At 61.6% G+C, this 26202-nt stretch carries 26 protein-coding genes and 1 pseudogene; 14 read left to right on the forward strand and 13 right to left on the reverse strand.

The window, feature by feature from the left end; genetic code table 11:
• Positions 1 to 126: 126 nt before the first annotated feature.
• A complete protein-coding gene (locus AC3D25_RS23575) occupies positions 127 to 597 on the reverse strand; it encodes a MarR family winged helix-turn-helix transcriptional regulator (protein WP_488890885.1) in 471 nt (156 codons plus the stop codon).
• 132 nt (positions 598 to 729) lie between these two features.
• Positions 730 to 999 (reverse strand): hypothetical protein, encoded by a 270-nt coding sequence (locus tag AC3D25_RS23580; protein WP_488890886.1) that lies wholly within the window; start codon positions 997 to 999, stop codon positions 730 to 732.
• On the opposite strand from AC3D25_RS23580, the gene flhD (AC3D25_RS23585) reads away from it, so the two are divergent.
• Both flhD (AC3D25_RS23585) and flhC read left to right on the forward strand, forming a co-directional pair.
• Positions 998 to 1315 carry a flagellar transcriptional regulator FlhD gene (gene flhD / locus AC3D25_RS23585; RefSeq protein WP_488890887.1) on the forward strand — a complete coding sequence of 106 codons (318 nt, stop codon included), beginning with the start codon at positions 998 to 1000 and terminating at the stop codon, positions 1313 to 1315. The two genes, AC3D25_RS23580 and flhD (AC3D25_RS23585), sit on opposite strands and share 2 nt — an antisense overlap.
• 19 nt (positions 1316 to 1334) lie before the next feature.
• Entirely contained in the window at positions 1335 to 1964 is a 630-nt protein-coding gene (gene flhC / locus AC3D25_RS23590) for a flagellar transcriptional regulator FlhC (protein WP_488890888.1), read from the forward strand.
• 13 nt (positions 1965 to 1977) lie between these two features.
• Here flhC and AC3D25_RS23595 read toward each other — a convergent pair whose 3' ends face one another.
• The 3 genes from AC3D25_RS23595 to AC3D25_RS23605 all read right to left on the reverse strand — a co-directional run bounded on the left by AC3D25_RS23595 (position 1978) and on the right by AC3D25_RS23605 (position 4226).
• Positions 1978 to 2499, reverse strand: a complete 522-nt coding sequence (locus AC3D25_RS23595) for a DUF6622 family protein (RefSeq protein ID WP_488890889.1) — start codon at positions 2497 to 2499, stop codon at positions 1978 to 1980.
• Between the two features lie 18 nt (positions 2500 to 2517).
• Complete coding sequence (locus AC3D25_RS23600; RefSeq protein WP_488890890.1) at positions 2518 to 2949, reverse strand: DUF3293 domain-containing protein; 432 nt, start codon at positions 2947 to 2949, stop codon at positions 2518 to 2520.
• 758 nt (positions 2950 to 3707) lie between these two features.
• Positions 3708 to 4226 (reverse strand): hypothetical protein, encoded by a 519-nt coding sequence (locus AC3D25_RS23605; RefSeq protein ID WP_488890891.1) that lies wholly within the window; start codon positions 4224 to 4226, stop codon positions 3708 to 3710.
• Between the two features lie 14 nt (positions 4227 to 4240).
• Between AC3D25_RS23605 and AC3D25_RS23610 the strand changes: the two genes are divergently transcribed.
• Both AC3D25_RS23610 and pdeR read left to right on the forward strand, forming a co-directional pair.
• Positions 4241 to 4744: a RidA family protein gene (locus AC3D25_RS23610; protein WP_488890892.1), complete on the forward strand. Its 504-nt coding sequence runs from the start codon at positions 4241 to 4243 to the stop codon at positions 4742 to 4744.
• 305 nt (positions 4745 to 5049) lie between these two features.
• Entirely contained in the window at positions 5050 to 7053 is a 2004-nt protein-coding gene (pdeR, locus tag AC3D25_RS23615; protein WP_488890893.1) for a cyclic di-GMP phosphodiesterase, read from the forward strand.
• Between the two features lie 38 nt (positions 7054 to 7091).
• Here the strand turns inward: pdeR and AC3D25_RS23620 are convergent, their stop codons facing one another.
• The 4 genes from AC3D25_RS23620 to msrB form a co-directional block, all read right to left on the reverse strand.
• Positions 7092 to 7958: a crotonase/enoyl-CoA hydratase family protein gene (locus tag AC3D25_RS23620; protein WP_488890894.1), complete on the reverse strand. Its 867-nt coding sequence runs from the start codon at positions 7956 to 7958 to the stop codon at positions 7092 to 7094.
• Between the two features lie 426 nt (positions 7959 to 8384).
• Positions 8385 to 9092 (reverse strand): peptide-methionine (S)-S-oxide reductase MsrA, encoded by a 708-nt coding sequence (gene msrA, locus AC3D25_RS23625; protein ID WP_488891066.1) that lies wholly within the window; start codon positions 9090 to 9092, stop codon positions 8385 to 8387.
• Between the two features lie 65 nt (positions 9093 to 9157).
• Positions 9158 to 10957: a cytochrome c biogenesis protein DipZ gene (locus AC3D25_RS23630; protein ID WP_488890895.1), complete on the reverse strand. Its 1800-nt coding sequence runs from the start codon at positions 10955 to 10957 to the stop codon at positions 9158 to 9160.
• A 47-nt stretch (positions 10958 to 11004) separates the two neighbouring features.
• Complete coding sequence (gene msrB, locus AC3D25_RS23635; RefSeq protein WP_488890896.1) at positions 11005 to 11526, reverse strand: peptide-methionine (R)-S-oxide reductase MsrB; 522 nt, start codon at positions 11524 to 11526, stop codon at positions 11005 to 11007.
• A gap of 191 nt (positions 11527 to 11717) precedes the next feature.
• Here msrB and AC3D25_RS23640 point away from each other — a divergent pair, with 191 nt between their 5' ends.
• Complete coding sequence (locus AC3D25_RS23640) at positions 11718 to 12461, forward strand: response regulator transcription factor (RefSeq protein WP_488891067.1); 744 nt, start codon at positions 11718 to 11720, stop codon at positions 12459 to 12461.
• Positions 12458 to 13945 carry a sensor histidine kinase gene (locus AC3D25_RS23645; protein WP_488890897.1) on the forward strand — a complete coding sequence of 496 codons (1488 nt, stop codon included), beginning with the start codon at positions 12458 to 12460 and terminating at the stop codon, positions 13943 to 13945. Before AC3D25_RS23640 ends, AC3D25_RS23645 begins: the two co-directional genes overlap by 4 nt.
• Positions 13946 to 13962: 17 nt before the next feature.
• Here AC3D25_RS23645 and AC3D25_RS23650 read toward each other — a convergent pair whose 3' ends face one another.
• Positions 13963 to 14508 carry a cysteine hydrolase family protein gene (locus tag AC3D25_RS23650; protein ID WP_488890898.1) on the reverse strand — a complete coding sequence of 182 codons (546 nt, stop codon included), beginning with the start codon at positions 14506 to 14508 and terminating at the stop codon, positions 13963 to 13965.
• Positions 14509 to 14706: 198 nt separating this feature from the next.
• Entirely contained in the window at positions 14707 to 16065 is a 1359-nt protein-coding gene (locus AC3D25_RS23655) for a TAXI family TRAP transporter solute-binding subunit (protein ID WP_488890899.1), read from the reverse strand.
• Between the two features lie 310 nt (positions 16066 to 16375).
• Here AC3D25_RS23655 and AC3D25_RS23660 point away from each other — a divergent pair, with 310 nt between their 5' ends.
• The 5 genes from AC3D25_RS23660 (at position 16376) to AC3D25_RS23680 (ending at position 19908) form a co-directional block, all read left to right on the forward strand.
• Complete coding sequence (locus AC3D25_RS23660) at positions 16376 to 17116, forward strand: response regulator (RefSeq protein WP_488890900.1); 741 nt, start codon at positions 16376 to 16378, stop codon at positions 17114 to 17116.
• The gene (locus tag AC3D25_RS23665; RefSeq protein WP_488890901.1) at positions 17100 to 18401 is read left to right on the forward strand and encodes an ATP-binding protein; all 1302 of its coding nucleotides are present in this window, start codon (positions 17100 to 17102) and stop codon (positions 18399 to 18401) included. The genes AC3D25_RS23660 and AC3D25_RS23665 overlap by 17 nt, the downstream gene beginning before the upstream one ends.
• Before the next feature lie 64 nt (positions 18402 to 18465).
• Positions 18466 to 19044, forward strand: coding sequence for a DUF4337 domain-containing protein (locus AC3D25_RS23670; RefSeq protein ID WP_488890902.1), 579 nt, complete (start codon positions 18466 to 18468; stop codon positions 19042 to 19044).
• A 306-nt stretch (positions 19045 to 19350) separates the two neighbouring features.
• Complete coding sequence (gene flhD / locus AC3D25_RS23675; RefSeq protein ID WP_488890903.1) at positions 19351 to 19668, forward strand: flagellar transcriptional regulator FlhD; 318 nt, start codon at positions 19351 to 19353, stop codon at positions 19666 to 19668.
• 27 nt (positions 19669 to 19695) lie between these two features.
• Complete coding sequence (locus tag AC3D25_RS23680) at positions 19696 to 19908, forward strand: hypothetical protein (protein ID WP_488890904.1); 213 nt, start codon at positions 19696 to 19698, stop codon at positions 19906 to 19908.
• 473 nt (positions 19909 to 20381) lie between these two features.
• Here the strand turns inward: AC3D25_RS23680 and AC3D25_RS23685 are convergent, their stop codons facing one another.
• Positions 20382 to 20846 carry a hypothetical protein gene (locus tag AC3D25_RS23685; protein ID WP_488890905.1) on the reverse strand — a complete coding sequence of 155 codons (465 nt, stop codon included), beginning with the start codon at positions 20844 to 20846 and terminating at the stop codon, positions 20382 to 20384.
• Positions 20847 to 21199: 353 nt separating this feature from the next.
• Here AC3D25_RS23685 and AC3D25_RS23690 point away from each other — a divergent pair, with 353 nt between their 5' ends.
• Positions 21200 to 23431: a TonB-dependent receptor gene (locus AC3D25_RS23690; RefSeq protein WP_488890906.1), complete on the forward strand. Its 2232-nt coding sequence runs from the start codon at positions 21200 to 21202 to the stop codon at positions 23429 to 23431.
• 46 nt (positions 23432 to 23477) lie between these two features.
• Here the strand turns inward: AC3D25_RS23690 and AC3D25_RS23695 are convergent.
• Positions 23478 to 24041, reverse strand: a pseudogene (locus tag AC3D25_RS23695) (superoxide dismutase).
• A 494-nt stretch (positions 24042 to 24535) separates the two neighbouring features.
• Here AC3D25_RS23695 and AC3D25_RS23700 point away from each other — a divergent pair.
• Positions 24536 to 25069, forward strand: a complete 534-nt coding sequence (locus tag AC3D25_RS23700; RefSeq protein WP_488890907.1) for a DUF3302 domain-containing protein — start codon at positions 24536 to 24538, stop codon at positions 25067 to 25069.
• Positions 25069 to 26202, forward strand: a complete 1134-nt coding sequence (locus tag AC3D25_RS23705) for an HlyD family secretion protein (RefSeq protein ID WP_488890908.1) — start codon at positions 25069 to 25071, stop codon at positions 26200 to 26202. Before AC3D25_RS23700 ends, AC3D25_RS23705 begins: the two co-directional genes overlap by 1 nt.

A 26202-nucleotide genomic window follows, 5' to 3' on the forward strand; every position in this document is an offset into this window, starting at 1 on the left:
ATGGCGGCGATGGAAACCTTCGTTCATCACCCGCCGACGACTTCATTTAATATCAGGTAGCCTGATAAAGCAAGCGTACGCGATTGAGTGAAAACACCTAGTTCGCGTTGGGAAGGCCGGGAGAAATCAGTCGCGCAGATTGCGGACGAAGAGTTCGAGGTGGTGCTGAACCGTGGCGGCCGTGTCGGCGCCGATGCCGGCGAGCATCTGTTCTTCGAGTGCGCGCACGGCCTTTTCGCATTGACGCAGGACCTGGCGGCCGTCGTCGGTGAGTTTTAGCAGCAGGATGCGGCCATGCGAGGGATCGGGTTCGCGCACGATCCAGCCGCGCGAGGCCATGACGTTCATTACCTCGTTGGCCGATTGCGGCGTGATGAACGAGCGTTCGGCGAGTTGCGCGTTCGACGCCTGACCGCGCGCGTCGAGCACGGAAAGCGCTGTGAATTGCGCGAGCGTCAGACCCGACGGCGCGAGTGCCTCCGTCATCCGGCGGCGCAAAATGCGGTCGAGACTGCCGATCACATAAGTAAGCCGCGAACGGGAAGCGCGCTTTTTCGCGGGCGCGTCGGGGAGGGCCGAATCGGGTTTTGCGGTCATCGTGGGAGCGTGGTCGTGTTTATGCCGAATCTTAACGTGCGCGCCGTGCGGCGCGCGGCGCAGCTGACTTGGAGTAAATTTGACCGGGCGTGCGGATCGGAGCGATGCTTGGCTGTCGGCTCCAAGTTTTCCTCAAGAGTGCCAAATAATGTTGTTTTTCTGCGCTGCTTTTGGATCGAAAACGCCCGTACTTTCAAATACACAGAAGAATTGAGTGAATCTTTTACCGTTGTTTTTTTTCAACCTCCGAAATAATTTCTGACACCCATTGATCCAGTTATCACCAATCGTTACAATCCGTTTCACAGTGTTGTTACGAGTTGTAACGATCTGAGGCAAACGTAAAAATACATCGGCAAAAAATGCCGAAAACGTTCGGGGTTTTATCGGAAGCTGGAACATGAACGGTCGTGAAACGCTGGATTCGATCCGCGAAATCAATTTGTCGTACATCATGCTCGCTCAGCGCATGCTGCGCGAAGACCGCGCCGTCGGCATGTTTCGGCTCGGTTTGTCGGCGGAACTGGCCGACTTGCTTTCCGGCTTGACGCTGGCTCAGGTCGTGAAGCTCGCCGGTTCCGATCAACTGCTGTGCTTTTTCCGCTTCAACGATCACTCGATGCTGTCCGCTCTCACGCAGCCCGCGAAACACGCGAATATCGCGTCGACGCACGCCGCAATTCTGCTGGCCGGCCAACCCGCCGAACAGTTCGCTTAAGAGAGAGACGGAGCGAGCCATGTTGAAGAAAAGCCTCACCGAAGACGCACAAGAAGTGTTTCGCGCCATCGCCCTGATCGAACTGGGCGCGCGGATGCAGGTGCTCGAAAGCGAATTGACGCTGTCGCGCGACCGGATGATCCGGCTGTATCGCGAGGTGAAGGGCATGTCGCCGCCCAAGGGCATGCTGCCGTTTTCGGCCGACTGGTACATGACGTGGCTGGCGAACATCCACGCATCGCTGTTTTACAACACGTATGTGTTTCTGAAGAAAGAGGCGGGCTGTTCGCACCTCGATGCTTTGACTAAAGGGTATCGGCTGTATCTCGAACACTGCACGCATAGCGGTGTCGAGGCGGTACTCGATTTGACGCGGGCCTGGACCTTAGTGCGCTTTTTCGACGCCGACATGTTGCAGATGACGCGGTGCTGCCGCTGCACCGGCAAGTTCGTGGCGCACAAACATGATTTGCAGAACAACGTGGTGTGCGGGGCCTGCCAGCCGCCGTCACGCGCGGGGAAGACCAAGAAAGCGGCGGCCGCCCGTGAGGCTGCGGCGCTGGAACTCGTCGCCGATCAACCGGTTGACGTCGCGCTGCTGGCGAGCGTGGCTCATGCGCATCCGGGCGGCATCGGGCTTGCTGCCTGACAATCGGTTCGCACTACACCGAGTTGCCCAAGCCGGTTTCGGACGCGCTCCGAAACCGCTTCACATAGATTAAAAACCGGCCGGCGAAGATTCCCGCTACCGCGCCTGAAATCAGACCGTCGAAAATGACGATCGGCGAATCGATCCCGAGTCCGCTCGATGTCGCCAGTTTGAGTCCCACATAAAATTTCGACGCGAAGGTCACGACGATCAGGATCATCGGCACGATCGATCCCGGCAGCGTGACGGTTTTCTGTGCGGGATCGACCGTGAAGCGCGTTCTCGCCGCGATCGCGATGCCCGCGAGAATGCCGAACGCCGCGCCGATCGTCCAGGCGAGCGCCGTCTTCCATCCGGCGGCGAGTTCGCGCACGAGATGCATGATTCCCCAGACCGCGAAGACGACGGGGATGATCGCCAGTTTCGACAACGGCGCGGTGCCGCCCTGCATCGCCTTGATGCCGCGCGAAAGCAGATAGATCAGAAGTATCCAGACCCACACCGGCGTACCGCGCAAGATCGCTTCGATTGACATCGTCGCTGCTCCTATCGATCACCGTAGAAGTACGAGTTGCGCCACTGCGTCGGCGCCGGACCAGAGTATTGCGTTCTGCGCATATCGCTGGCCGAGTGCCTTGGCCGCTTCGAGCGTCGGTCCGAGAACGAGAAAGCTCGGTTCCCCCGGCCAGTCGTTGGCTGGATGCTGGCCGATTCCATCGTAGAACAGTAGCCCGCGTTGGGTCAGGTCGAGCGCGAGTGCATGCTGACGCCGCACGTTCGACGATGCGTCGGATGCCTGCTCGCCGAGCGGATTGCACGCCGTCACGAACGCGCTCGACGCAACGCCGGATTGCTTGTGAAGCGCAGCGAGCGGCGCATTGAATTCGTCGATCCTGAGCACGATCGGCGGGGTCGTGTAGACGTGGTACAGCGTTTCCCGATAAGCCCGGATCGTGTCCGCCGGAATGGCCGATACAAATGACAAGACGTTCTCCGGCCGTGCAATGTCATCGAATGATAAGGCTGCAGGGCGGCGTTCGCCAAGCGCGCTCCCGGGCATCAAAATCACGGCTACGCTAGCGCACGAGTAAGAAACGGAAAGACGTCGAGACGACGAATTTCGGGCACGATCTAGCGCCGAAAAAACGTCGAATCCAGCTTGGATTTAGTAAGTTTTGCGATCCATTGAGAACAGAGGCAGTCCTTATGGACCGGGCAGTTGCACTGATCGAAAGTGCTGGCTTACGCGTGCTTACAGGCCCGGTTTAGCGCGCTTTAGCCCCGATGCGCCGAGACCCGGCCGGATTAAATATTCTTCCTGTGCTGCCGTTAATCGCGTTGAAACCTGCAGATTGTGGGTTTATTGGTGCGCTGGACTGCTCGAATGCGGTACTCGGAGCAGTTCGTTCAGGCGCGCTCCTCATCGCCATTCAATAAAAGCTAACCACCAAGATGATCAAGTATTCCGCTTCGCTCACGTCGCTGGCTATCGCAGCATTGTTCTCGCTGAGCGCGATCGCCGCGTTTGCCGCGCCCGTTTCGTCTTCGTCGTCTTTGCCGTCCGCGCCGGTTGCCGCGAACTTGCCCGCGCTGCCTGGCTTGCAATCGGGCCAAGCAATCTGCGCGCAGACAGAAACGGATGGCCGCTGCTTGCTCGGTCGCTAAGCGGCTTGTCCGTCGATATCTTGCAATGGGCGCGCGCCTAAAGCTTCGCCCTTAGGGCATCGCCGTAAGCGCCGCGGCTTAGTGGCCGCCGTCGACGCTTGCGCCTGCGGGCGCACGACCGTTCGCAACATCGCGAGCGTAATCGACGAGAATGCACCAGGCTTTCTCGGCCGTGTCGGCGGGACGGATCCAGGTCGGTTTGAAGGTGGCGCGGGTCGGTTCCCATTCCGCGATTTTCGTCAACACGACCTGACCGACATAGCCACTTCGCGCACTGCGCTCGACATAGACCTGAACCACAACGCGGTCATACAAGAAGGTGTTGCCGGTCATCTTCTGCTTCATAGTCAGTCCTCCATTCTCTAGATCTATTCGACGCGCCGCCGCGACCGACCGCGCCGCGCTCCTCTTTGGCCTGGCACGCGCGCGCCGCGTGCGCACGCCGCTCAGCCGACCGTGATAGAACGGACGGCCGGCCGCGAATATTCCTGACGCACGATGAATTATTTTTTGCGGCCGGCGTTGTCGAATAGCATTCGTCTTAACGAAGGCTTTGCCGGCATCGATATCGCGTGCCGTCCATTCAACGTATTTCAAAGGAGCCAAGCTGCATGAACCGACCGTTCGATTCTTCCAATCCCGATTTCGAATTCGACACGCCCGCGAAGCGTCTGCATGCACTCGGCCTCGTGCTGCCGCAAGTGCCGCCGCCGCGCGGCGCGTTCAAGCCGTTTTCCCGCGCGGGATCGATCGTGTATCTGGCCGGTCAGATCTGCGAGTGGGAGGGCGAGGTCCGCTATGCGGGACGGGTCGGCGAGGTCCATGACCTGCAGAGCGGCCAGCGCGCGGCCGAATTGTGCGGGCTGAATCTGCTCGCGGCGCTGCAACTCGCGCTCGATGGTGATTTGGACCGTGTCGTGTGCTGTCATCGGATGGGCGGATTCGTGCATTGCACGCCGGGCTACCCGGATGTACCGAAGGTGATCAACGGTGCGTCCGATCTGATGGCGGCGGTGTTCGGCGAGCGCGGACGGCATGCGCGCACAGCGGTCGGTGTAGCGTCGCTGCCGGCGGGCGCGAGCGTCGAAGTCGATGCCATTTTCGAGGTGCGCTGAGATAAAGAAGAAGGCTGCATTAGCGGTTGCATAAGCGGCCCCCCAAACACCGCCCCGAATTCAAGATCGCGGATTTGCGGCCGTTATACATGGGCATACCTGGGGCGAGAAAGGCGCGCGCGGTTCGATGACACGGACGGTTCGCGCATATAAATCAAGGCTCTGCGGTATGATGTGAAGGAATGTAAGGATGGGTTTACAGCGCGATCGAGACGCTAGGAAAAACCCACTGGGAGGCCGACGTTCGACTTGTAACCGCTGTGCCGGTCCGCTGACCGGCAGACTTTTTCCGTGGCGTTTCGCTGATGATCGACGATCCTGACTTCTCTGTCCTGCAAGCGCACTTCGGTACCGCCAGCCCGTGCTGGCGTCTGCCGAACGACAGCAATGCGCTCGAACTGGCCGCTGTGCGCGGCCCGGCGACGGTCAGTGTCGAACTCGATTCGGCGCAGGCGGCGCTCGTCAGGAAGCTGACCGGCGTGACTTCGCACATGGTGCTGCGCATCGGCATCTTCGGAACGCCGCTCAAACTTCACCTCGTCGGCAAGAAAATCAACGGCAGCGAATGGGCGGGCACGGCGTCCGCTTACGCCGATACGCCGTCGGTCGCGCGCGATCTCGTCAACGGTCTGGCGTTCGCCGAGCAGGTCGTGTCGGAAGTGAACTCGCTGGTCGTCATTCTCGACGGGCGTGGCCGGGTTCAGCGTTTCAACCGGCTTTGCGAAGAAGTGACGGGCATGCGCGAAGAAGACGTGATCGGCAAGAGCGCTTATGCGCTATTCATGTCGGAAGGCGAGGGAACGGCGTCGCGCAGCAATGTCGATACGTTTTTTTCCAGCGGCCAGCCGTATCAGGTCGAACGGTATATCAACACGGTCAAAGGTCCGCGTCTTTTTCTGTTCCGCAACAAGTTCGTGCAGAGCGGCAGCGGGATCGACGAGCGCTTTCTGATTTGTTCGGGGACGGATATTACCGAGGAGCGCCGCGCGCAGACGCTCCTGGTCGAACAGGCGAATACCGACACCCTGACGGGTCTGCTCAATCGCAAGGCCATTCACGAAGAGATCGAAGCGGCCATTGCAGCGGACGGCGACAGTGACGATCACCTCGGTATCCTGTTCCTCGATCTCGACAACTTCAAGACGGTGAACGATCACTACGGTCATGTGGTCGGCGACCGGCTCATCAAGGAAGTGTCCGCGCATATCAAGAGTTGCCTCGCGCCCACGGATACACTCGCGCGCCTCGGCGGCGACGAATTCCTGATCGTGTCGCGGCGGTCCACCGTGGCCTCGCTGGAGGCGACCGCGCAGCGCATTCTCGACAGCTTGCGCATGCCGTTCGATTTCGGACTGATCCAGCTCTATACGGGATGCTCGATCGGCATCGCGCTTTATCCCGACCACGGCGACCGGCTTGAAACGCTGATCCGCAGCGCCGATACGGCCATGTACGTCGCGAAGGACGCGGGCAAGCACACGTACCGCGTGTTCGCCGCGGAGATGAACAAGCGCGTGGCCGAGTACATGTGGCTCGATACGAATTTGCGCCGCGCGCTCGAAGAAGACCAGTTGCTGCTGCTTTATCAGCCGAAAGTCTGCGTCAAGACCGGCGTGGTGGAGAGCGTCGAGGCGCTGATTCGCTGGAAATCGCCGGAGCGCGGCATGGTGTCGCCGATGGAATTCATCCCCTATGCGGAAGAATCCGGCCTGATCGGCCCGCTTGGCCGCTGGGTCATGCGCGCGGCGGCTGAGCAAGCAGTGCGGTGGAAAAAGCAGGGCGCGAATATTCGTATCGCGATCAACGTGTCGGCGCGTCAATTGCGCTATCCGGACATCGTCACGCATTTCGCGGAGACGTTGGCGGACGCGGGACTCGATCCTTGCGTGATCGATATCGAGTTGACGGAAAGCTGTTTGATCGAAGACGAAGCGGCGGCGCTTGCGCTTATCAAGCAGTTCCGGATGGTCGGCGCGGAAGTGCATCTGGACGATTTCGGCACCGGTTATTCGTCGCTATCGCAGCTAGCGCGCATTCCGCTCGATGCCATCAAGCTGGACCGGAGTTTCATCAAGGGCATCGACACCAATACGCGCTCGCAGGCGCTGGTCCGCTCCATGGTGGCGATTGCGCAGGAACTGGATCTGGATGTCGTGGCGGAAGGCGTCGAAAGCGACGCTGAGGCGAATTTCCTTAAGGGCGTCGGCGTCGATTACGTACAAGGGTTTTATTACGCGCGTCCAATGGCGGCCGATGATCTTGGCCCTTGGCTCGATGCCGCTAAAGGAAAGCTCAGGCGCATTGCCTGAACTTTCGCATCCGCTAAGCTGCTGCGGGACTTAAGCCTTTAGCCGACGGCTCTGAACTTCGAGACGCGCCGGTTTTGCAAAACCACCAGCCGTTCCATGAACGCGAGATCCTTTTCCTCAATGGTAAAGGCCGCGCGAACCCAGTCTTCGGTAATTTCCATCAGCTCGGTGCGTGAAAGTCCCACCACGCGCTGACGCGCCTTGACCATCGCGCGAATGCCGTTCAGCTTGGGCCGCATACCGTCGATAAACGTGCGCGTTGCGAGGAACGCGTCGCCCGCCGAGAAGGTCCGCTCGACGATGCCATGATGCGCATACCATTCGCCGGTATGCGATTCGCCGGTGCTGATGAGTTCTTCCGCAATTTTCATCGACGACTTCCTCTCGATCAGCGAATAGCCGCCCATGCCCGGGAACAGGTTGAACGCGATCTCGGGGAAGCCCATCTTGATGTCGTTTTGCGCGAGCACGAAGTGGTGCGCGAGTGCCGCTTCAAAGCCGCCACCAAGCGCCGTTCCTTCCACCATCGCAATGGAAATGGCGCCGGTGCCGAAGCCCGTATAGATCTCGTGCAGACCGTCGATACAGGATCGCGCATAGGCCATCAGATGGTCGCGGCGTCCCGAGCGGATGACATCGACAAAGAAGCTCAAGTCACCGCCGACGTTGAAGATTTCCGGCACGAGCGAACCCGTTACCCAGAAATCGAAACGCAAGCCCGATTCTCGCGCGGCGCGCGCGAGATCGATAATGTCGCTGACGAGTTCCTGCGTAAAGCAGGGACGCGGGCGGGACCGAAGCATCATCCACATGATGTGGCGTTCTTCCTCGTAGTAAGCGGAAATTTGCGAAAGCTCACCGGCTTCGGTGAACGGGCGGCAAGCGGGGTGATTGAAAATAGTCATGGCCTTAATCCTCGAAAAAATTTAATTGATGTGGTCTTGGTGAAGCCATGACAGGCTAAAGCAGGTTATTAAAAAACAGCACGGGGCTTAAGACACACACAACACGCTTTTTCGAAAATAAAGATCGTCTAGAAGAGAGTTTCTATAGCGCTCTGCTAGCCAGGCATTTTGACCCGAATGGAAATCGTGCTAAGTGCTTTAGCGCGGTTAAAGAGACGCGCGCGTTTGCATCTGCTTGGTGCGATCCAGAACAGAGCGGTTTTATCTTTTGGTTTCTATCTTTTGAGCCGTGCTGCGCTCGAAGAAGGGCAGAAGACGGCGAGCGATGCAAGAGGCGCGCGACCCGGAGCGGGTCGCGGCAAGGCGGGAATTGTGTCGGTAAAACTTGCTAGGAGGAGAACGCTTAGACGGCTGATCCGCTAAGCGTCATAAAGCAGCGGTCTTAACCAGCACCGGATCGTTGCGATACACATCGGGGAACATCTTCTTCAGGTAGTCCACCTTTGGCATGTCGTTGATCACGATATACGGCTGACCCGGATGCCGCACCAGAAAGTCCTGGTGATAAGTCTCCGCCGGATAAAAGCCCTTGAAGTCCTCTACCCGCGTGACGACCTTGGCCGGATAGACGTGCGCGTGATCGAGTTGCGCGATATACGCCACGGCGACAGTGCGCTGTTCTGGATTGATGGGGAACACAGCCGACCGATACTGCGTGCCGTGATCCGGACCCTGGTAGTTCAACTGCGTCGGATTGTGCGCGACGGAGAAGAAAATCTGCAGGAGATGGCCGTAGGTGATCTGAGCCGGATCGAAGGTGATTTGCACCGATTCTGCGTGGCCCGTGTCGCCGCCGCTCACGGTTTCGTATTGCGCGGTCCCGGCCGCGCCGCCGGTGTATCCCGAGGTGACGAGCTTCACGCCGCGCACATGTTCGAACACGCCCTGCACGCCCCAGAAGCAGCCGCCCGCGAACACGGCGGTTTCGCTGTGCGTCGCGCCCACTTTCTCGTCCTGCGCCGGCGGCGGAATCTTGGTGGCCTCTTCGGCCGAATTGGCGACGCGATGCCACGCCGCCGCGCTCACCGCGAGCGCGACGCAGCCCGCGATTCTGGTCGTCGATGAACGGTTCAGGCCGAACAAGTTGCCGATGGAATGCTTGGTCACGATGGTCATCCTATGGAGTGCTTTGAGCGATTTCAGCCGAACGTGAAGGCATAAGCCTCGACGCCCGGGTCCAGGAATTCGATGGCGAAGGTCCGGTCGCGCACCTCGCCGGTTTGGCGCACCAGTTGATACAGTCGCTGCCCGTTGACGACGCCGCTGCCATCGGCGGCGATGTCGGTGCCGTGCGCCTCGCCGGGCGCGGCCCCGTCGACGCTCACGCGAAATCGCACCGGCCGTCCGTCGGCGCCCGGACCGAGCACGAGATGCAGGTCGCGCGCGTGAAAGCGATACACGATGCGCCCCGACTCGCTCGCGAGCGTGGCGTGCTCCGCGCCGACTTTCCAGGTTCCGGCGAGGCCCCAGTCGTTGACCGCCGGTTTCGCGGGCGCGGCGTAGGTATGCACCGCGTCTTCCGCTTCACCGCCCAGCGAGGCGAAATTTTCCGCGCGCTGGTAGCCGATATACGTTTCCGGCGACTTCACGTCGGCTTTGTCGGCGGCCATCTGCACGCCTTGTGCGCTCACGTTCATCATGCCGCCCGAGCCAGCCGCGGCTTTTGCGGCATCCGGATGACCTGCTTCGGCGAGCAACTGCTGAATGACCTTTTCCGATTCGGCATAGTCGCCCTCGCCAAAATGGTGATAACGGATCTGGCCTCGCGCATCGACGAAATAGTGCGCCGGCCAGTACTGGTTATTCAGCGCGCGCCAGAGCGCGAAGTTGTTGTCGATCGCCACCGGGTAGTCGATGCCGAGATCGTGCGTCGCCTTCTTCACATTGTCGATATTGCGCTCGAACGCGAATTCCGGCGCGTGGACGCCGATCACGACCAGTCCCTGATCCCGGTATTTCTGCGACCACGCCTTCACATAAGGCAGCGAACGCAGGCAGTTGATGCACGAATACGTCCAGAAATCGACCAGCACGACCTTGCCCCGCAGATCCTGTGCGGTCAGCGGCGGCGAGTTCAGCCATTGCACCGCGCCGGTCAACGGCGGCAGCACGCCTTCGACGGGCAGCGGCGCGGTGGCATCGTCGGGCGTTTTTTGCGCGGTGCGCATCATCGCGCCGGCCGGAGCGACGTTGGCTTCCGGTGCGGGACGCGCGCCGGGTGACAAACGCGCCACCAGCTTTTCCTCGATCCCGCTCGTCGCCACGGTTGAAACGCGAGCGAGCACACCGGTGTCAAAGCCGAGCGTGATCGCCGCGACGCCGCACAACATGGCCGCGCCGACCCCGCGACGCACCCATTCGCCCGCGCCGAGCGAGCGCTTCATCGCCGCGAACACCCGCCCGCCGATCAGGAGCGCCACTGCGAGCGAAGTCGCCGCGCCGGCTGCATAGGCGATCAAAAGCAGCGTCGTGCCGACGCTCGCGCCGCGCAACGCAGCGCCCGTCAACACGAGGCCAAGAATCGGGCCGGCGCACGGCGCCCACAGCAAACCGGTCGCGACGCCGAGCACGAACGACGCGGCGGGGCGGCCTTGACGGCCGTCATCGCGGGCGAAATCCGAAAGCCGGTTGCCCGCGTTCACGAGCGGGCGCATCAGGTGTTCGGCGAATTTCGGCAGCAGCAGCGTCAGCCCGAATACGCCGAGCAGCGCGATCGCGAGCCAGCGTCCGTACTGGTTCGCCTGCGCGACCCAGCCGCCGCCGACCGCCGCGAGCGTCGCCACGGCGGCGAAGGTCAGTCCCATGCCCGCGAGCAGCGGCAGGCCGCTGCGCACGAACGGCTGATCGGCGCGGGCGAACACGAATGGCAGCACCGGCAAGATGCACGGACTGAGGATGGTGAGCGCGCCGCCCAGGTAGGCAAGAACGATGAGTAACATGATTTTTTCCGGCGTCTATAAGGAGTGGTTCGCGAGAGGGCGATGCGTCAGGCGGCGGCGGGCGCGAAGCTCATCGCGAGGCCGTTCATGCAGTAGCGCAGGCCGGTCGGCTTCGGGCCGTCGTCGAAGACGTGGCCGAGATGGCCGCCGCATCGCACGCAGTGCACTTCGGTGCGGGTCACGCCAAACGATCCGTCCACGCGCGTCGCGACGGCGCGATCGAGCGGCGCCCAGAAGCTCGGCCAGCCGGTGTGGCTGTCGAATTTGGTGCGCGAGGCGAACAGGTCGAGCCGGCATCCGGCGCACGAAAAGATGCCCGCGCGATGCTCTTCGTTGAGCGGGCTGCTGTACGGCCGTTCCGTGCCTTCGTCGCGCAGGACGGTGTACTGTGCCGGAGTCAGCAAGCGCCGCCAGTCGGCGTCGGAATGGCTGACCGCGAAGACGGGCGTAGCTTTCGCGTCGCTCGCGGGCGTCGCGGCGAACGCGCTCCAGCGGCCCGTGGCGGCGGCGGTAGCGACCGCCGCGACCGCCGCGCCGCCGGAAAAGAGAAATCGTCTGCGGTTCTGCATGGTGAGCTCCTTGCTGCCGACGGGCAGGATGTGGAGGCATCGTAGGGCGCGCGCGGTGTCGAAGTCCTCACGAAAAGTTAAATTAAATGTGATAACTCGTTCGCCGGAAATTTTGCAGAATGATCAAAATGACGAATCCGCCGTTCGGCTTCCACCTTCAACCCGCGACCCGATCGCGCACGACACCTCACATGGATCATCCGAAGCGCGTTTTGATCGTTGAAGACGATGTAGACATAGCCAATGTCCTGAGCCTGCATTTGCGCGACGAGCGCTATGAAGTCGTACACAGCGCCGATGGCAACGAAGGTCTGCGTCTTTTGGAGCAGGGCGGCTGGGACGCGCTGATCCTGGATCTGATGCTGCCCGGCGTCGACGGTCTGGAGATTTGCCGCCGCGCCCGCGCGATGACCCGTTACACGCCGATCATCATCACGAGCGCGCGTTCCAGCGAGGTGCACCGTATTCTCGGCCTCGAACTGGGTGCGGACGATTATCTCGCCAAGCCGTTCTCGGTCCTCGAACTGGTCGCGCGTGTGAAAGCGCTGCTGCGGCGCGTCGATGCGCTCGCGAAGGATTCGCGGATCGACGCGGGAACGCTCGAAATCGGCGGCCTGACGATTGATCCGCTGACGCGCGAGGCGACCGTGGAAGGGCGCCGGATCGAACTGACGCCGCGCGAATTCGACCTGCTGATTTTCTTCGCGCAGCATCCGGGCAAGGTTTATTCGCGGATGGATCTGCTTAATGCCGTGTGGGGCTACAGCCACGAGGGTTACGAGCACACGGTGAACACCCACATCAACCGGCTGCGCGCGAAAATCGAGGCCGATCCGGCGCAGCCCGTGCGCATCCTGACCGTGTGGGGACACGGCTACAAGTTCGCGCCGCCGGGTGCGTCGTCCGATCAGCCGTTGAAAAAGGATCCGACGTGAACCTGACGCTCACACAGCGCTTGTCGATCGTGTTCGCCGTGCTGCTGCTGGCGTGCTGCGGCGCGTCGGCGTGGCTTCAGGTCCGTTCGAGCGATCTGCACGAAAAAGAAGTCGTTCAGGGCTTGTCGCGCGGGCTCGCCGCGCATATCGCGCGCACCGCGACGCTGATGGACACGAATGGCTTGCGGCCCGACGCCGTGCGCCGATTATTCGGCCAGTTGATGGTCGTGAACCCGAGCGTCGAGGTTTATTTGCTCGATAACGACGGACGGATCGAAGGCGACGACGCGCCGCAAGGCCATTTGAAGCGCGAACGCGTGGACCTCGCGCCGGTGCGGCGGTTTATCGCGGGCGACGCATTGCCGATTCTCGGCGACGACCCGCGCAGCGCGAGCGCGCGCAAGGTGTTCAGCGCCGCGCCGTTGCGCGCGAACGGCGGCGTGCCGTCCGGTTATATCTACGTGGTGCTGCTCGGCGAAGAGCACGACGCGTTCGCGGCGCGCGCCGCGGCGACGTCCGTATTGCGCACGACGTTATGGTCGATGGCGCTCGTCGCGCTGCTCGGACTGGTGGCCGGTCTGGTGGCGTTTCGGCTGATTACGCGGCCGTTGCGCCGTCTCACCGAGGCCATGCGCCGCTTCGACGCCGACGGCGCGCCGGACACGCAACCCGAAGTGCCGCGTTCGTCGCCGGCGGGTCAGCGCGACGAAATCGCCGTGCTCGAAACGGCGTTCGCGCAAATGGCGGGGCGGATCGGCGAGCAATGGCGCGCGTTGTCCAAGCAGGATCAGCAGCGGCGCGAACTCGTCGCGAATATTTCGCACGATCTGCGCACGCCGCTGACGTCGTTGCATGGCTACCTCGAAACGTTATCGCTGAAAGCCGACACGCTCGGCGAGACGGAGCGGAAGCGCTACCTCGCGATCGCGCTGGCGCAGAGCGTCAAGGTCGGGCGGCTCGCGCAGGCGCTGTTCGAACTGGCGCGGCTCGAACATGGAATCGTTCAGCCGGTGCTGGAGGATTTTTCGCTGGTCGATCTATTGCAGGACGTGTTCCAGAAATTCGAGTTGTCGGCGGAGGCGCGCCACGTGCATCTGCGGGCGAATATTCCGCCGCGCCTGCCGAACGTCGCGGCCGATCTTGGGATGATCGAACGTGTTCTGACGAACCTGCTCGATAACGCGATCCGCCATACGCCCGCCGAAGGTTTTATCGACGTCGATCTCGCGCAGCGCGATGGCAAGATAGCCGTGACGATCAGCGATACCGGTCCCGGCATTCCGGCCAACCTGCGCGATGTGCTGTTCCAGCGCCCGTTCAGTTCCGGCGGCGCGCATCGCGGCGGCGGCCTGGGCTTGCTGATCGTGCAGCGGATGCTGCAGTTGCATCACAGCCAGATACGGCTCGTCGATCGCGCGGAAACCGGCACGACGTTCTGCTTCGAACTCGCGCCGGCCGTTGCGATGACGGCGAACGGGGCTTAACGACGCTTGAGCGATGCTCAATGAAACGCGCAATCCGCCGCGTTCAGAAGCGTCGCGAACGGGCCGCTCAGCGTCAGGTTGTGATGCTCGATAATCGCCTTCGCGGAGAGCACCGCCGAGTCCATGCTGGTGTGTGCATCCGCGATCAGGATCGGCCGGATGCCGAGATCGGCGGCGGCGCGGCAGGTCGTGTCGATGCAATACTCGGTCTTCATTCCCGCGATCACCAACTCGCCAATTCCCGCTTCCACGAGCCACGCTTGCAAGCCAGTGCCGTGAAAGCAATTGGGGCGGGTTTTATCGAACACGATATCCGTTGCGGCGTTCACGGCGAGTTCGGGCAGCAATTGACTGAGCGGGCTGCCCGGCTCGATCGGCGAGCCTTTCGGGCCGGTATGGCGAGCCGCGAAAATGGGCGCTCCTGCGTCGCGCGCGCGGGCGATCAGATGGTTGATATTGTCGATGATACGGCCGCCTTCATGAGGCGCGACCGGACCGCCGAACATGCCGCGCTGCATGTCGATCACCAACAGCGCGCGACGCGGGGAATGACGCTCTGACATGATGCTTCTCCTGAAATGCCGGCAACGGACGGAGAAACATCAAGGCCCCGTCCATCGCTGGCGGGGCCTTGGGGAAATACGCTTGACGCTAGCTCACGTATCGACCTCACGACCCGCCATAAGCGGTTGTCGTGGTGGTAGCCGTGGTGAGTGCGATCGGGTTCATGTGAAGCATGATGCGTGATGCTTTTCAACGCGTCAAGCGTGTGCTCGTCCGCTCGTGCGCGCCGCTTCGCTCAGACGCGTCCGCACGAAGCCCACATGCTCGCGCAATACGTAGAACGCGTCGGCGTGCGCGAGCGGCATGCGCAGCGTGTTCAGCGAAGTCTCGATATGGTCGAGTTCGGCGAAGAGGATCTGGCGCTCGGCGTCGGTCGGATGCGCGAGCGCATCGCGCTCTATCGCGATCAACGCGCCGTAGTAGCGGTAAATGCGCGATCTGACGCGCCACTGATACAGCGCCGGGACCACGCGCAGCGCGGGAAACAACAGCACCGCAACCGGCACGAGCAGAAAAAGCAGCCGGTCGCCGAGACTCGCAATCCAGAACGGCAGCGTCCGGTAAAGCAGACCTTTGCCGGACTTGTAGTAACGCGCGGCGTCGTCGCTGATACGGTATTCGTGCGGCATCGGGCTCGGAAACTGGCCGCCGTGCTGCAAGAGTCCCGGCTTGCGATGAACCTCCTGCGCCGCTTCGATCAGCAAATCCGAGATCGCCGGATGCAGGTTGGACCGCGCGATGATCTCGACGGTCGGACTGATCAGATGCACGGTCTCGGGCGGTATCTTGCGGCCGAGATCGAGCACGCCGGGCGGCAGGTCGATTTCGTCGAGGTACGGGAACTGGCGCGTGTAGGCGCTCGCCTCGGTAAAGTCCATCACCGATACACCCGGCACGCGAAGCAGCCGCAGCATCAGCGCGCGCGTGGCCGAATCGCCATTGAGCATGGCCGCGTCCACTTCGCCCGCGACCAGTTGCGTCGCCGCCTGCAAGCCGTCGCTCGGAAGCAGCGTAGTGCTGCCGCCCGGCTCGATCCCGTTTGCTTCCAGCAGCTTGAGCGCGAGCACGCGCGTGCCGCTGCCTTCGCGGCCGATCGCGATGCGCTTGCCCGCGAATTGCGACAGGCGCGTCATGCCGCGTCCGCGATAGAACACTACGACCGGCACGTAGAACACGTTGCCGAGCGACATCAGCGAATCGGACGCGGCGCCTGCGGACACACCGCCCTGCACGAAGGCAAGATCGACGTGCTGCTTCGGATCGAGCAGACGCTGCAGGTTTTGCGCCGATCCATCCGACGCGAGCACGTTGAGCGTGATGCCGTTGCGCGCGAGGATCTTCCGGTATTCCTCGGCGGTCAGCCACAGCGAACTGTCGGGCGGACCCGCGCTCATCGTGATGGTGCGCGGCGGCGCGGGATCCACGAGCCACACGACGAGCGCGATCGCCACTGCGAAAACAAACACGAACGGCCCGAACGTCAGCGTCAGGTCGCGCAGCGCGGTCGCGAAGTGATCGCGGTGAAGGTGCAGGCGCGGCGGGCGAGGTTGCTTCATCGGAGATCCATTCAGATAAGCCGGAAACGGCGCATGAATTTCCATTCCCTCGCGGCGGACGGCCGCCTTACAACGCCCTTAATTCGCCCGGCGCGCTGGGAATGGACGCCGCAGCGCCTTCATTCCACAGATACCACTTGTCGGAACGAATCCCAAGCCCGATGCACGTCAGCGTTCAGCCCGCGGTCTTGCTCAAGCCACCATCCCGCCGCCCGAAATAACGGTTAAGACGCCGTAACACGTATCGATCTGCGATCGTTTATAGTCAGTCGATCCCAGTCCCTTACTCGCTTGCGCGAGCGTCCAAGTCATGTCCCAAGGCGGCACCCGCATCCTGATAGTCGACGACGACGCCGCGCTGCGCGATCTCCTGCGCGTCTTTTTCGAGGAGCACGGGTTCGCGGTCCTGCTCGAACGCGATGGACGCAACGTGACCGCGGTGGCGGCGCGCGAGCGGCCGTCGATCATCGTGCTCGATCTCATGATGCCCAACGTCGACGGGCTCGCCGCGCTCGCGAATCTGCGCGCGAACGACGACACCACGCCGGTGATCATGCTGACCGCGCGCGCCGACGATATCGACCGCGTGATCGGACTGGAGATGGGCGCCGACGACTATCTGGGCAAGCCGTTCATGCCGCGCGAACTGCTCGCGCGCATCAACGCCGTGTTGCGCCGGCAAGGTCCGGCTGCAGCGGCCGGGCCGGGCGTGCCACGCGCGGAAACGGCGCGTTTCGGTCATTTCGAACTCGATTTCGATACGCGCACGCTGACGCGCGACGGCGAACCGCAGCGCCTCAGCAACAGCGAATTCGGCCTGCTCAACGTGTTCGTGCGGCATCCAATGGAAACGCTTTCGCGTTCGCGCCTCCTCACGCTCTGGCATGGCGCGCACGCCGACCTGACCGAACGCGGGATCGACGTGCCGATCTGGCGGCTGCGTCGTCTGATCGAAGACAATCCGTCGCAACCGCGCATCATCCAGACGATGCGCGGCATCGGCTATATGTTCGTGCCGCCCAAAGCCACCGACGATGCCCCCGATTCGTAAGCTGTTCGCGCCGCTCAACACGATTTTCGGCAGGCTGGCGCTGCTTTCGGTCGGCTTGCTGGTCATGACGCAACTGACTTCGCTGGTCATTATCGGGCGCGAGCGCGGGCTGATCGAAGCGGATCACGTCGGCCGCCTGGTGCGTCTCGCGCTCGATACGCCGCCCGGCGCGGCGGGGCGCGCGGCGAGCGAGCACATCGCGGGCGTGCTCGGACTGCGTTTTATCGACGTCGCGCCGCTCGCCTCGCCGGATAGCTGTCCGGCGCCGTGCATGAACACGAGCGGGCCGTTTGAAGTCGCGCTGCGCGCGGGTTTGCCGCCGCAAAGCCGCGTCGTGTTTTCGCCGGCGGCCAACGCGGTGTGGGTCCGCTACGGGCCGTCGCCGCGCTGGATCGTCGTCCCGGCGAGCGCGCCGCGCGTGAGCAGGATGGTCGGCGCGAACCTTTCCATGCTGTTCTTCGCGATCACCATCGCGCTTTTTGGCGCGTGGCAAATTCAGAAACCGGTGCGCCGTCTCGCGCGCGCGGCGCGTGAGTTCCGGCTCGGGCATCATCCGCCGGATGTTCGGGCGGACGGTCCGGCCGAAGTGAAAAGCCTGATCGGCGATTTCAACGAAATGGCGCGCGCGCTGTCCGACGCCGAGCAGGAGCGCGCGGTCATGCTCGCGGGCGTCGCGCACGATCTGCGCGCGCCGATCACCCGCATCCAGATGCGCGCGGATCTCGTGACGGACGCAGCCGCGCGCACGGGCTTTCTCCACGACGCCGAATCGCTCGCGCAAATCGTCACGCAGTTCCTCGATTTCGCCCGCGATACCGACGCCGACGCGAACGCGCCGTGGGTTTCGGTCGATGCGTTCTGCCGCGCGCACTACGCGGACAACGAAGCGCATGCCGAGGGCGAGGTGCTTTTCGAGCTCGATCTCCACGCGGGCGATGCGTTCCGGCTGCCCGCCATCGAGCTGGACCGCATCCTGTCCAACCTCGTGGAAAACGCGTTCACCTACGGTGCACCGCCGCTGCGCATCGCGACGTCACGCGAACACGGGCGCGACCGGTTGAGCGTCCGCGATCACGGCGCGGGCATGCCCGAGGCGCAATTCGCCCGCGCGCTGAAACCGTTCGTGCGTCTCGATCCGGCGCGCGGCGGCGACGCACATTGCGGCCTTGGACTCACGATCGTGCGCCGTCTCGCGCGCCGCTATAACGGCGACCTTTCGATGCACAACGCCGAAGGCGGCGGCCTCGCCGTCGTGCTCGATTTTCCGGCGCAGCGCGATTTGTAATCGGTGCAGAGGCGGCGTGCTACCGAGCTAAGTTATGCTGCTGGCTTTTTGCCGAAGAACGCCTATGTCCGACGAATTCGAAGTACACGGCCCTCACGACCACGCCGTTGAACATGCCGGCGCGCACGGCGCCGATCCAAGCGCCGCGTCGATCGCCGTGATGACCGCGATTCTCGCGTCCATCGGCGCGATCTCCTCGTATCAGAGCGGCGCGAACGAGAATCTGGCGCTGTTCTACAAGAACGAAGCCGCGATCCACAAGACAGAAGCCGCCAACCAGTGGGCCTACTATCAGGCGAAGGGCGAAAAGCAGAATCTCGCGGAACTGGGCGCGGCGCTGAGCGAATCGTCGCCGCCGCTGCACGCGCGTTTCACCGCCGATGCCGCCCGCTATAAATCCGACAAAGAACCGATCCGCGCGCACGCCGAGGCCGTCGAGAGGGAAGTCGAGAAGGACAACGCGCAAAGTGAAGCGTTGCTTCATCAGCACCACCGCTGGGCGCAGGCGACCACGCTGATCCAGATTTCCATCGCGCTCGCCGCCATTACGCTGCTGACGCGAAAGCGCTGGCTGCGGCGCGTGGCGATCGGTGCGGCGACTTTGGGTGTTGTTACCTGCGCCGCTGCTTTTCTCGGGATGTAACCGGAAGCGGAGCGCACCAAAAAGCTATAAGGGCCGGTCCACGTGAAAGCGTCGACCGGCCCTTTTTGCTTTTTGCGCACGACCGGACAGTTTCAGAACTGCGCGCAACCAATATCCATAAGGGTTTGCGCGGTTTCTGCGACATTTGGGGCGAATTGGGGAATTGTTACCGGCACGTGTTTTCACCAAGTAAAAAAAGTCGAAAACATGGTTGTCAATCGTTTGCGCGCGTTCTAAACTTGTTGCAATTTGTTACTAAACGTAACGCAGAAATTACCGAATCACTTGAAGGAAGTCGGAGCAGCCATGGAAAACGTTGACACGCAAGACTCGATCCGCGAAATCAATTTGTCGTACATCATGCTGGCGCAGCGCCTGTTGCGCGAAGACCGCGCGGTGGGCATGTTCCGTCTGGGTCTTTCCGGCGCGATTGCCGATATCCTGGCGAATCTGACGCTGGCGCAGGTCGTGAAACTGGCTGCATCGGACCAGTTGCTGTGCTTTTTCCGCTTCAACGATCACACGATGCTCGGCGCGCTCACACAGCCTTCGAAGCGTTCGGATGTTGCGCCGACGCACGCAGCGATTATCATGGCGGGATTGCCGGCGGCCCAGTTCGCCTGAAACCCCGTAGCAGCAACCCGAGTTTTGATGGACGACGAACACGCACTTCGACAAATCGACCCCGCGCTCTATGAAGACGCGCGCGCGGTCGCGGCCGGTGTAGCCGCAATCCGACGATTGCAGAACAAGTCGTTGCCGCGTGATTTCGCGCCGGGAACGCCCGCGTGGGAGGCGGCGGCGCTTGAGTTCGCCACCGATCTGCAGCGCGCGCTCGACGCCCATCCTCCTCTGCGCTCCTGAATATCTCCGTGCTGCGCTCTGCAGCATCGCTTTAGTTACCGTTAAACCGAAAAAAAAGCCCCGTCGCGGATTTACCGCGACGGGGCAGTGCTTCGCATTACTGCTGGCAACTACATGGTACTTCGTCGATGGGTACTGCGTTCCGGCCACAGCGGGACTACACGGGTTACTGCGTTACGTCGCTACCTGCATCTACCTCGGTACGTCTTTGCATCTGTACGTCTTTATTTCTTTACTCGACACGCTACGGCTTACTGCGAGAAACCATTCCACACCACAAGCGGCACTTCGGTACTTCAACTTCATCACGGTACTCAATTGCACATCACAAGGGTCCAGCGGGTAAATCAAATCTGTGTCGCGGGCAATGCGTCGTTCTGCATCACGGAAACCATTTTATCCATCATCGCCGTCATGCAATCCGTCGATCAGACCCGCTGCGCGCAGGCTTTTCGAGCAATTGCGCGGAGGCTTTAAGCGCGCTTCTTTTGCGGCGCGCGGTAGCGCTGGCCGGTCCTGAAACAATCCAGCCGATCGCTCGCGACGGCCAGCGCCGAGACCGGAGCGGCGTGAAGCTGGGCGTCGTGCAGATTCGCGATCGCGGCGAAGCGCACGAAACTCGGCTCATCGAGACGCCATTCGCCGGTGCTGTTGCCCGCGTCGAATACGGTGGAAATCGCCTGTTCGGCCATCACGCGCTCCTCGTCCGACATTTCGCCGTAACCCGCGTCGACGAGAAAACCCGTCAGCAGCAGCATTTCGGTGAGCGTCTGCGCGGCTTCGAGATAACCCCGGCCCGTGCGCATGAGTTCGAGTGCGCAGCGGTAATGCGTCGCCAGTAAATCGGCTTCGCAGGCGGGCATCGGAAGCAGCCAGGTTTTAGCGGCGCGCGCACGCGAGGCTTGGGCATTACGCAAAATCGGAATCGGACGTGCCATTCGGATTAATTTCGAAGGGTGAATAAAACGATGTTTACTGGTTATCGAACCGGCGGCGCGTTTCTGAAGGGCTTTTTTTTAATTCGCGCAAACGATTCACACGGCCCTGCGGATTTCGGCGCTCGAATCGGTCATGGTCAGGACCTAGCACCTGCAATTAAAAAAGTGTTTACACGTTGATTGCGCACCCTTACACTTCGATCCTCAAACGCGAATGCAAGTGATTCGCATTACGAGGTGCTGCTGCGGGATCTTGAGCAGTGCCCCGAGCCGTGTCCTTAAGCCGTGCCGCCGTGTTCGCATTTCATCCGCGACCGGTTTCTTTTTCTCGCCTGTCCACGCCAATCGAACTTATGTCTGCTCTTCTCAAGACGCGGACGCGTCTGCTCGCGTCCGTCGGTGCCCTCTATTGCGCAAGTTTCGCAATGTCGACTCACGCATTCGCCCAAGCCGCGCCCGCTGCGGCGTCCGGCGCGAGTCCCGCGGCTGCCGACGCGACGCTGCCTGCCGTGGTGATCAATGCGTCGCCTTCGGACATGCAGACCACAGCGCTGCCGTCGTACAAATTCACCGCGCCGCTCATCGACACGCCGCGTTCAGTCACGGTCATTCCCGAAGAATTGATCAAGCAAACCAACGCGACGACCTTCGCCGATGCGCTGAAGACCGTTCCCGGCATCACGTTCCTCGGCGGCGACGCGGCGGCAAATCCGTCAGCGGACCGGCCAGTGATTCGCGGTTTCGAGTCGCGCAACTCGATTTTCGTCGACGGCATGCGCGACTCCGGCGTCCAGAACCGGGAGACCTTCGATGTCCAGCAGATCAGCGTCATCAAGGGCCCGGACTCCGTCTATGCGGGACGCGGCGCGGTGGGCGGGAGTATCGACATCGAAACGAAAGTGCCGACGAACGAAGACTTCATCAACGGCAGCGTCGGCGTGGGCACGGACAGCTACAAGCGGATCACGCTCGACGCGAACCGCAAGCTGAGCGACACGTCGGCGGTGCGCCTGAACGTGATGGGCCACGACGCCGATCAGGCCGGCCGCACGGATATCTATAGCCGCCGCTGGGGCGTGGCGCCGTCGATCGCGTTCGGCCTGAACAGTCCGACCACGGTCACGGTTAGCTACTACCACCTAAATTCCTACGACATGCCGGACTTCAGCGTGCCGTTCCGCGCGAGCGGCGGCACGCCGGCAAGCTCGAATCGCGGCCAGTTCTACGGGCTGAATAATCGCGATTACCGCTACGGACAAACCGACACGGGCGAAGTGCGCGTCGAGCATCGGCTGAATAACGAGTGGAAGATCAAGAACACGACGATGTTCGGCCGCTCCACGCTCGACTACATCGCGACGAATCCGCAGTTTCTCAACGCGAACTCGAACATCCTGAGCCTGCAGGCGAAAAGCGGCAAATACGCGACCAACAGTATTGCCAACCAGACCGAACTGACGGGCAAGGCGAGTCTCTTCGGGATGCAGAACACGATGACGGCGGGCGCGGAATTCAGTCACGAAAAGAGCCGCTACGAAGGCTATCTGGTCGCCGACAGCGCGGGCAACAACATCCGTACGGGCGGTCCGTGCACGATCGCGTACAACTGCACGACGCTCAACGGCGGGTGGAATCCGGACAATCCGTGGACCGGCAGCGTCCTCCTGAACGGCGACAAGAGCTTCCCGGGCGCGGCGACCAACACGCAGACGAACGTGGCATCGGCGTATCTTTTCGATAGCGTAAAGATCACCGATCAATGGATTTTCAACGCGGGCGTTCGCTTCGACCGCTACGACGTCACGTCGATCCAGGCCGGCGCGCGCGATCTCACGAACAATTCGAACCTGTTCAGCTATCAGCTCGGGCTCGTCTTCAAGCCGGTGCGTACCGTGAGCCTGTACACGTCGTATGGCACGTCGGCCAATCCGCCCGGCGCGAACGCCGGTCTCGGCGGCGGCACGGACCAGATTACCGCGACCAACCAGAATCTGTCGCCCGAGCGCAGCCGCAATATCGAAGTGGGCGCGAAGTGGGATGTGCTCGATCAGCGGCTTTCGCTGACGTCCGCGCTTTTCCAGACGGACAAGACCAACGCGCGCGTAAGCGACGGACTCGGCGGCGTGGTCAACGCGGGCGAGCAGCGCGTGCGCGGCGTGGAAATCGGTGCGGCGGGCAATATCACGAACAAGTGGAGCGTGTTCGGCGGCTATTCGTATCTGGACGCGATCACCGTGGATGCGGGTCCGACGAGCCCGGCCTCGTCGGGATTGCCGATGGTCATGGTGCCGAAGCACAACTTCACGCTGTGGACTTACTACGATGTGTTGCCGAAACTTTCCATCGGCGGCGGCGCGACGATTTCGAGCATGACGTATGCATCGGTGTCGCCGACGGTTCGCAAGTGGATTCCGGGCTACGCGCGATTCGACGCGGCGGCGACGTATCGCGTGTCGAAAACGATCGACTTGCAGTTGAACGTGCAGAACATCTTCGACAAGAAGTATTTCTCGACCGCGTATCCGATTTACGCGACCTGGGCGCCGGGCCGTTCCGCGATGCTGACGCTCAATTTCTATCAGTAATGTTGTGCTGAAACAAAAAGGCGGCCGTGAAACGGCCGCTTTTCTATTACGCCCGCGCGGACGCGTATCGCCGCGCTACTTCGGGCCAGTCGATCACGTTATAAAACGCGGCGATATACTCCGGCCGGCGGTTTTCGTACTTCAGATAGTACGCATGCTCCCAGACGTCGAGACCGAGAATTGGCGTGCTGCCGGACATCGGTCCCGTCATGAGCGGGCTGTCCTGATTGCCGGTGTTCTCCACCGGCAAATTTCCTTCCCGATTCACGCAAAGCCACGCCCAGCCGCTGCCGAAGCGCGTCAACGCCGCTTCCGTGAACGCGTCGAAACCGCCCAGATCCGCTTCGATCGCGCGCCCGATCGAAGCGCCGGCCGGCTGGCCACCGCCATCGGGTGACATGACGGTCCAGAACAAACTGTGATTCGCGCGGCAGCGCCATTGTTGCGCACCGGGGTTCGCAATGCCTCGGGCAACGATTCGATTTGCGCGATCAGCGCCTCGACCGTCAAATCCTGATACTCGAGTGATGAATCTCCATCGTGCGAGCGTCGATGTGCGGTCGAGCGCGTCGTGTGCATAAGGCAGTTCCGAAGGATTGGTCTGACGCAGAAACGCACCGCTCTTGCGTGATTGAATTCATTCCCATTTGCGGAGTGCAGCGCCATTTAGAAGACGAAGAGCTGAATAACCGGCCAATGCCTCAATGAAATCGAACGCATAAACGGATTAAAGATTTCGCAACGATTTTTCACAACGGAAAATAACGTCGCCGCGCGGTATTTTCGACTAATCGAGTCGATGGGATATTTCCATTTAGCTCGGAACAGCTAATTCTGACGAAAAGTATCATTTTCGAATCAACCAAAGGATGGTCGATCGCCTATGATGTCGATCTTGGCGTCTTATTCGCCTAGTCCTTATCCTGTATAGCTTGCCGTCGGTTCAATCCTGCTACGCGCGATTAACTCGCCTGCATGCGGGTGCCATCGCGAATTCGTTTGTATGTGCGTTTGCCTTTATGAACATTCGGCAACCGCGCTTTCGCCAAAAATGGCGAATTCGTCGCCGTTGATTTAAATCCATCTGCCAGGAGGTTTCGCCCGATGAAAGCGAGATCCGCATGCCTTGCCATTTTATGGCTCGCGATTCCGCACGCCGCTTTTGCGCACGCATCCGGCGAGACCATCGATACGATCGCCGACTGGCTGGCGATTTTCGTCATTTGTGTCGTCCCGGTCGCGGGCATCGCGGCCATCTTGATGGTCCACGTGTTGCCGGAAAAAATCGCCGAGCACAATCATCATCCGCAAAAAGCGGCGATCCAGACGCTCTGTTTCCTGTCCCTCGTGTTCGGTGGTCTTTTATGGCCGCTCGCGTGGCTTTGGGTGTTCCTCAAACCGCTCGGCTACCGAATGGCCTACGGCACCGACAAGCACGACGACTTCTTTATCGAAGCGAGCGAGAAGGCCAAAAAGGGCGAACTTGCCGCCGACGAACTCGGCTACATCCTCAGCGAGCTCAACGGCATTGCCACGAAGCGCATTCTGCCGCCCGAACTGCAACGCGTGCGCGACGAGCTCCTGATATTACAAAGCCGCGCGCCGGCTGCCGCAGCTAAAAGCCAGGGAGCCCACTGATGGAACTGTTGCTCGTCGGAATTTATGCGTTCTTCGCGTGGCTCATTTTCTCGAAATTCAAATGGTTGCCGTGGAATATCGTCACGGGTTCCATCACCATCGTTCTCCCGATCGTGGCGCTGACGGTGCTCGTGCTCACGCTCAACGTGATAGCGCCGGCGTCCGAAGACGTCCGCGTGATCCGTTATGTGGTGCAGGTCGTGCCGCAGGTGCGCGGGCGGGTGATCGAAGTGCCGATCAACGGCAATAGCGTGATCCACAAGGGCGACGTCCTGTTCAAGATCGATCCGACGCCTTTTGCGCTGCAGGTCAAGGTGCTTGAGGCGCAGCTTGTGAACGCGCAGGGTTCCGCGCAGAAACGCAACGAAGATCTCGTGGCCGCGAGCGCGAAGAGCAGCGCGGTGCGCTCGCAAATCGATCTCGCCAAAAAGCGCGTGGAGGAAAACAGCGAATTGGTCGCGCACGGCGCGGGCGACCGCTTCGCGCTGGAACAGGCGCAGACGAGCCTCAAGTCTTTTCAAGCCGATCTGGCGGGCGCGAAGGCGCAGGAAGCACAGATCCGCGCGCTGCTCGACGCAACCGTGGGCGACGAACAGGCCGATGTCGCGCAGATCCGCGCGCAGCTTGAAAACGCGAAGTGGGAGTTGTCGCAAACCACCGTGTACGCGCCGGCGAACGGCGTGGTGATCAACCTGCAATTGCGCCCGGGCTCCATCGTCACGCCGCTTCTGCAGAACCCGGCGATGAGTTTTGTCGAGAACGATTATCAGGTCGTCGCGTTGTTCGAGCAAAACGAACTGCGCATGGTCGCGCCAGGCGATGAAGCCGAAATTGCGCTCAAGACCATTCCGGGCCGCGTGTTGAAGGCGAAAGTGCTGTCGATTGTCTGGGCACAGGGACAAGGCCAGTTGACGCCGACTGGCCAGTTGCCGCTGACAGGCGCCGAGCCCACGCCGCCGGGACGTTTCGCCGTCAAGCTGCAAATCGTCCCCGAGCAGCGCGAATTGTTCCTCGCGGCCGGAGCGCGAGGGCACGCGGCGATTTATACGGACCACCTGGAGGAAATCCAGATTCTGCGGAAGGTCATTATTCGCGTGAATTCGTACATCAATTACCTCGTGCTGAAGATCTGA

It is taken from the genome of Caballeronia sp. SL1002 (assembly GCF_057814995.1).

Coding starts and splice junctions, on each gene's coding strand:
- AC3D25_RS23575 (WP_488890885.1), bottom strand. CDS start 597: ATGACCGCAAAACCCGATTCGGCCCTCCCCGACGCGCCCGCGAAAAAG.
- flhD (WP_488890887.1), top strand. CDS start 998: ATGAACGGTCGTGAAACGCTGGATTCGATCCGCGAAATCAATTTGTCG.
- AC3D25_RS23580 (WP_488890886.1), bottom strand. CDS start 999: ATGTTCCAGCTTCCGATAAAACCCCGAACGTTTTCGGCATTTTTTGCC.
- flhC (WP_488890888.1), top strand. CDS start 1,335: ATGTTGAAGAAAAGCCTCACCGAAGACGCACAAGAAGTGTTTCGCGCC.
- AC3D25_RS23595 (WP_488890889.1), bottom strand. CDS start 2,499: ATGTCAATCGAAGCGATCTTGCGCGGTACGCCGGTGTGGGTCTGGATA.
- AC3D25_RS23610 (WP_488890892.1), top strand. CDS start 4,241: ATGAACCGACCGTTCGATTCTTCCAATCCCGATTTCGAATTCGACACG.
- pdeR (WP_488890893.1), top strand. CDS start 5,050: ATGATCGACGATCCTGACTTCTCTGTCCTGCAAGCGCACTTCGGTACC.
- AC3D25_RS23620 (WP_488890894.1), bottom strand. CDS start 7,958: ATGACTATTTTCAATCACCCCGCTTGCCGCCCGTTCACCGAAGCCGGT.
- AC3D25_RS23630 (WP_488890895.1), bottom strand. CDS start 10,957: ATGTTACTCATCGTTCTTGCCTACCTGGGCGGCGCGCTCACCATCCTC.
- msrB (WP_488890896.1), bottom strand. CDS start 11,526: ATGCAGAACCGCAGACGATTTCTCTTTTCCGGCGGCGCGGCGGTCGCG.
- AC3D25_RS23640 (WP_488891067.1), top strand. CDS start 11,718: ATGGATCATCCGAAGCGCGTTTTGATCGTTGAAGACGATGTAGACATA.
- AC3D25_RS23650 (WP_488890898.1), bottom strand. CDS start 14,508: ATGTCAGAGCGTCATTCCCCGCGTCGCGCGCTGTTGGTGATCGACATG.
- AC3D25_RS23655 (WP_488890899.1), bottom strand. CDS start 16,065: ATGAAGCAACCTCGCCCGCCGCGCCTGCACCTTCACCGCGATCACTTC.
- AC3D25_RS23660 (WP_488890900.1), top strand. CDS start 16,376: ATGTCCCAAGGCGGCACCCGCATCCTGATAGTCGACGACGACGCCGCG.
- AC3D25_RS23665 (WP_488890901.1), top strand. CDS start 17,100: ATGCCCCCGATTCGTAAGCTGTTCGCGCCGCTCAACACGATTTTCGGC.
- AC3D25_RS23670 (WP_488890902.1), top strand. CDS start 18,466: ATGTCCGACGAATTCGAAGTACACGGCCCTCACGACCACGCCGTTGAA.
- flhD (WP_488890903.1), top strand. CDS start 19,351: ATGGAAAACGTTGACACGCAAGACTCGATCCGCGAAATCAATTTGTCG.
- AC3D25_RS23680 (WP_488890904.1), top strand. CDS start 19,696: ATGGACGACGAACACGCACTTCGACAAATCGACCCCGCGCTCTATGAA.
- AC3D25_RS23685 (WP_488890905.1), bottom strand. CDS start 20,846: ATGGCACGTCCGATTCCGATTTTGCGTAATGCCCAAGCCTCGCGTGCG.
- AC3D25_RS23690 (WP_488890906.1), top strand. CDS start 21,200: ATGTCTGCTCTTCTCAAGACGCGGACGCGTCTGCTCGCGTCCGTCGGT.
- AC3D25_RS23700 (WP_488890907.1), top strand. CDS start 24,536: ATGAAAGCGAGATCCGCATGCCTTGCCATTTTATGGCTCGCGATTCCG.
- AC3D25_RS23705 (WP_488890908.1), top strand. CDS start 25,069: ATGGAACTGTTGCTCGTCGGAATTTATGCGTTCTTCGCGTGGCTCATT.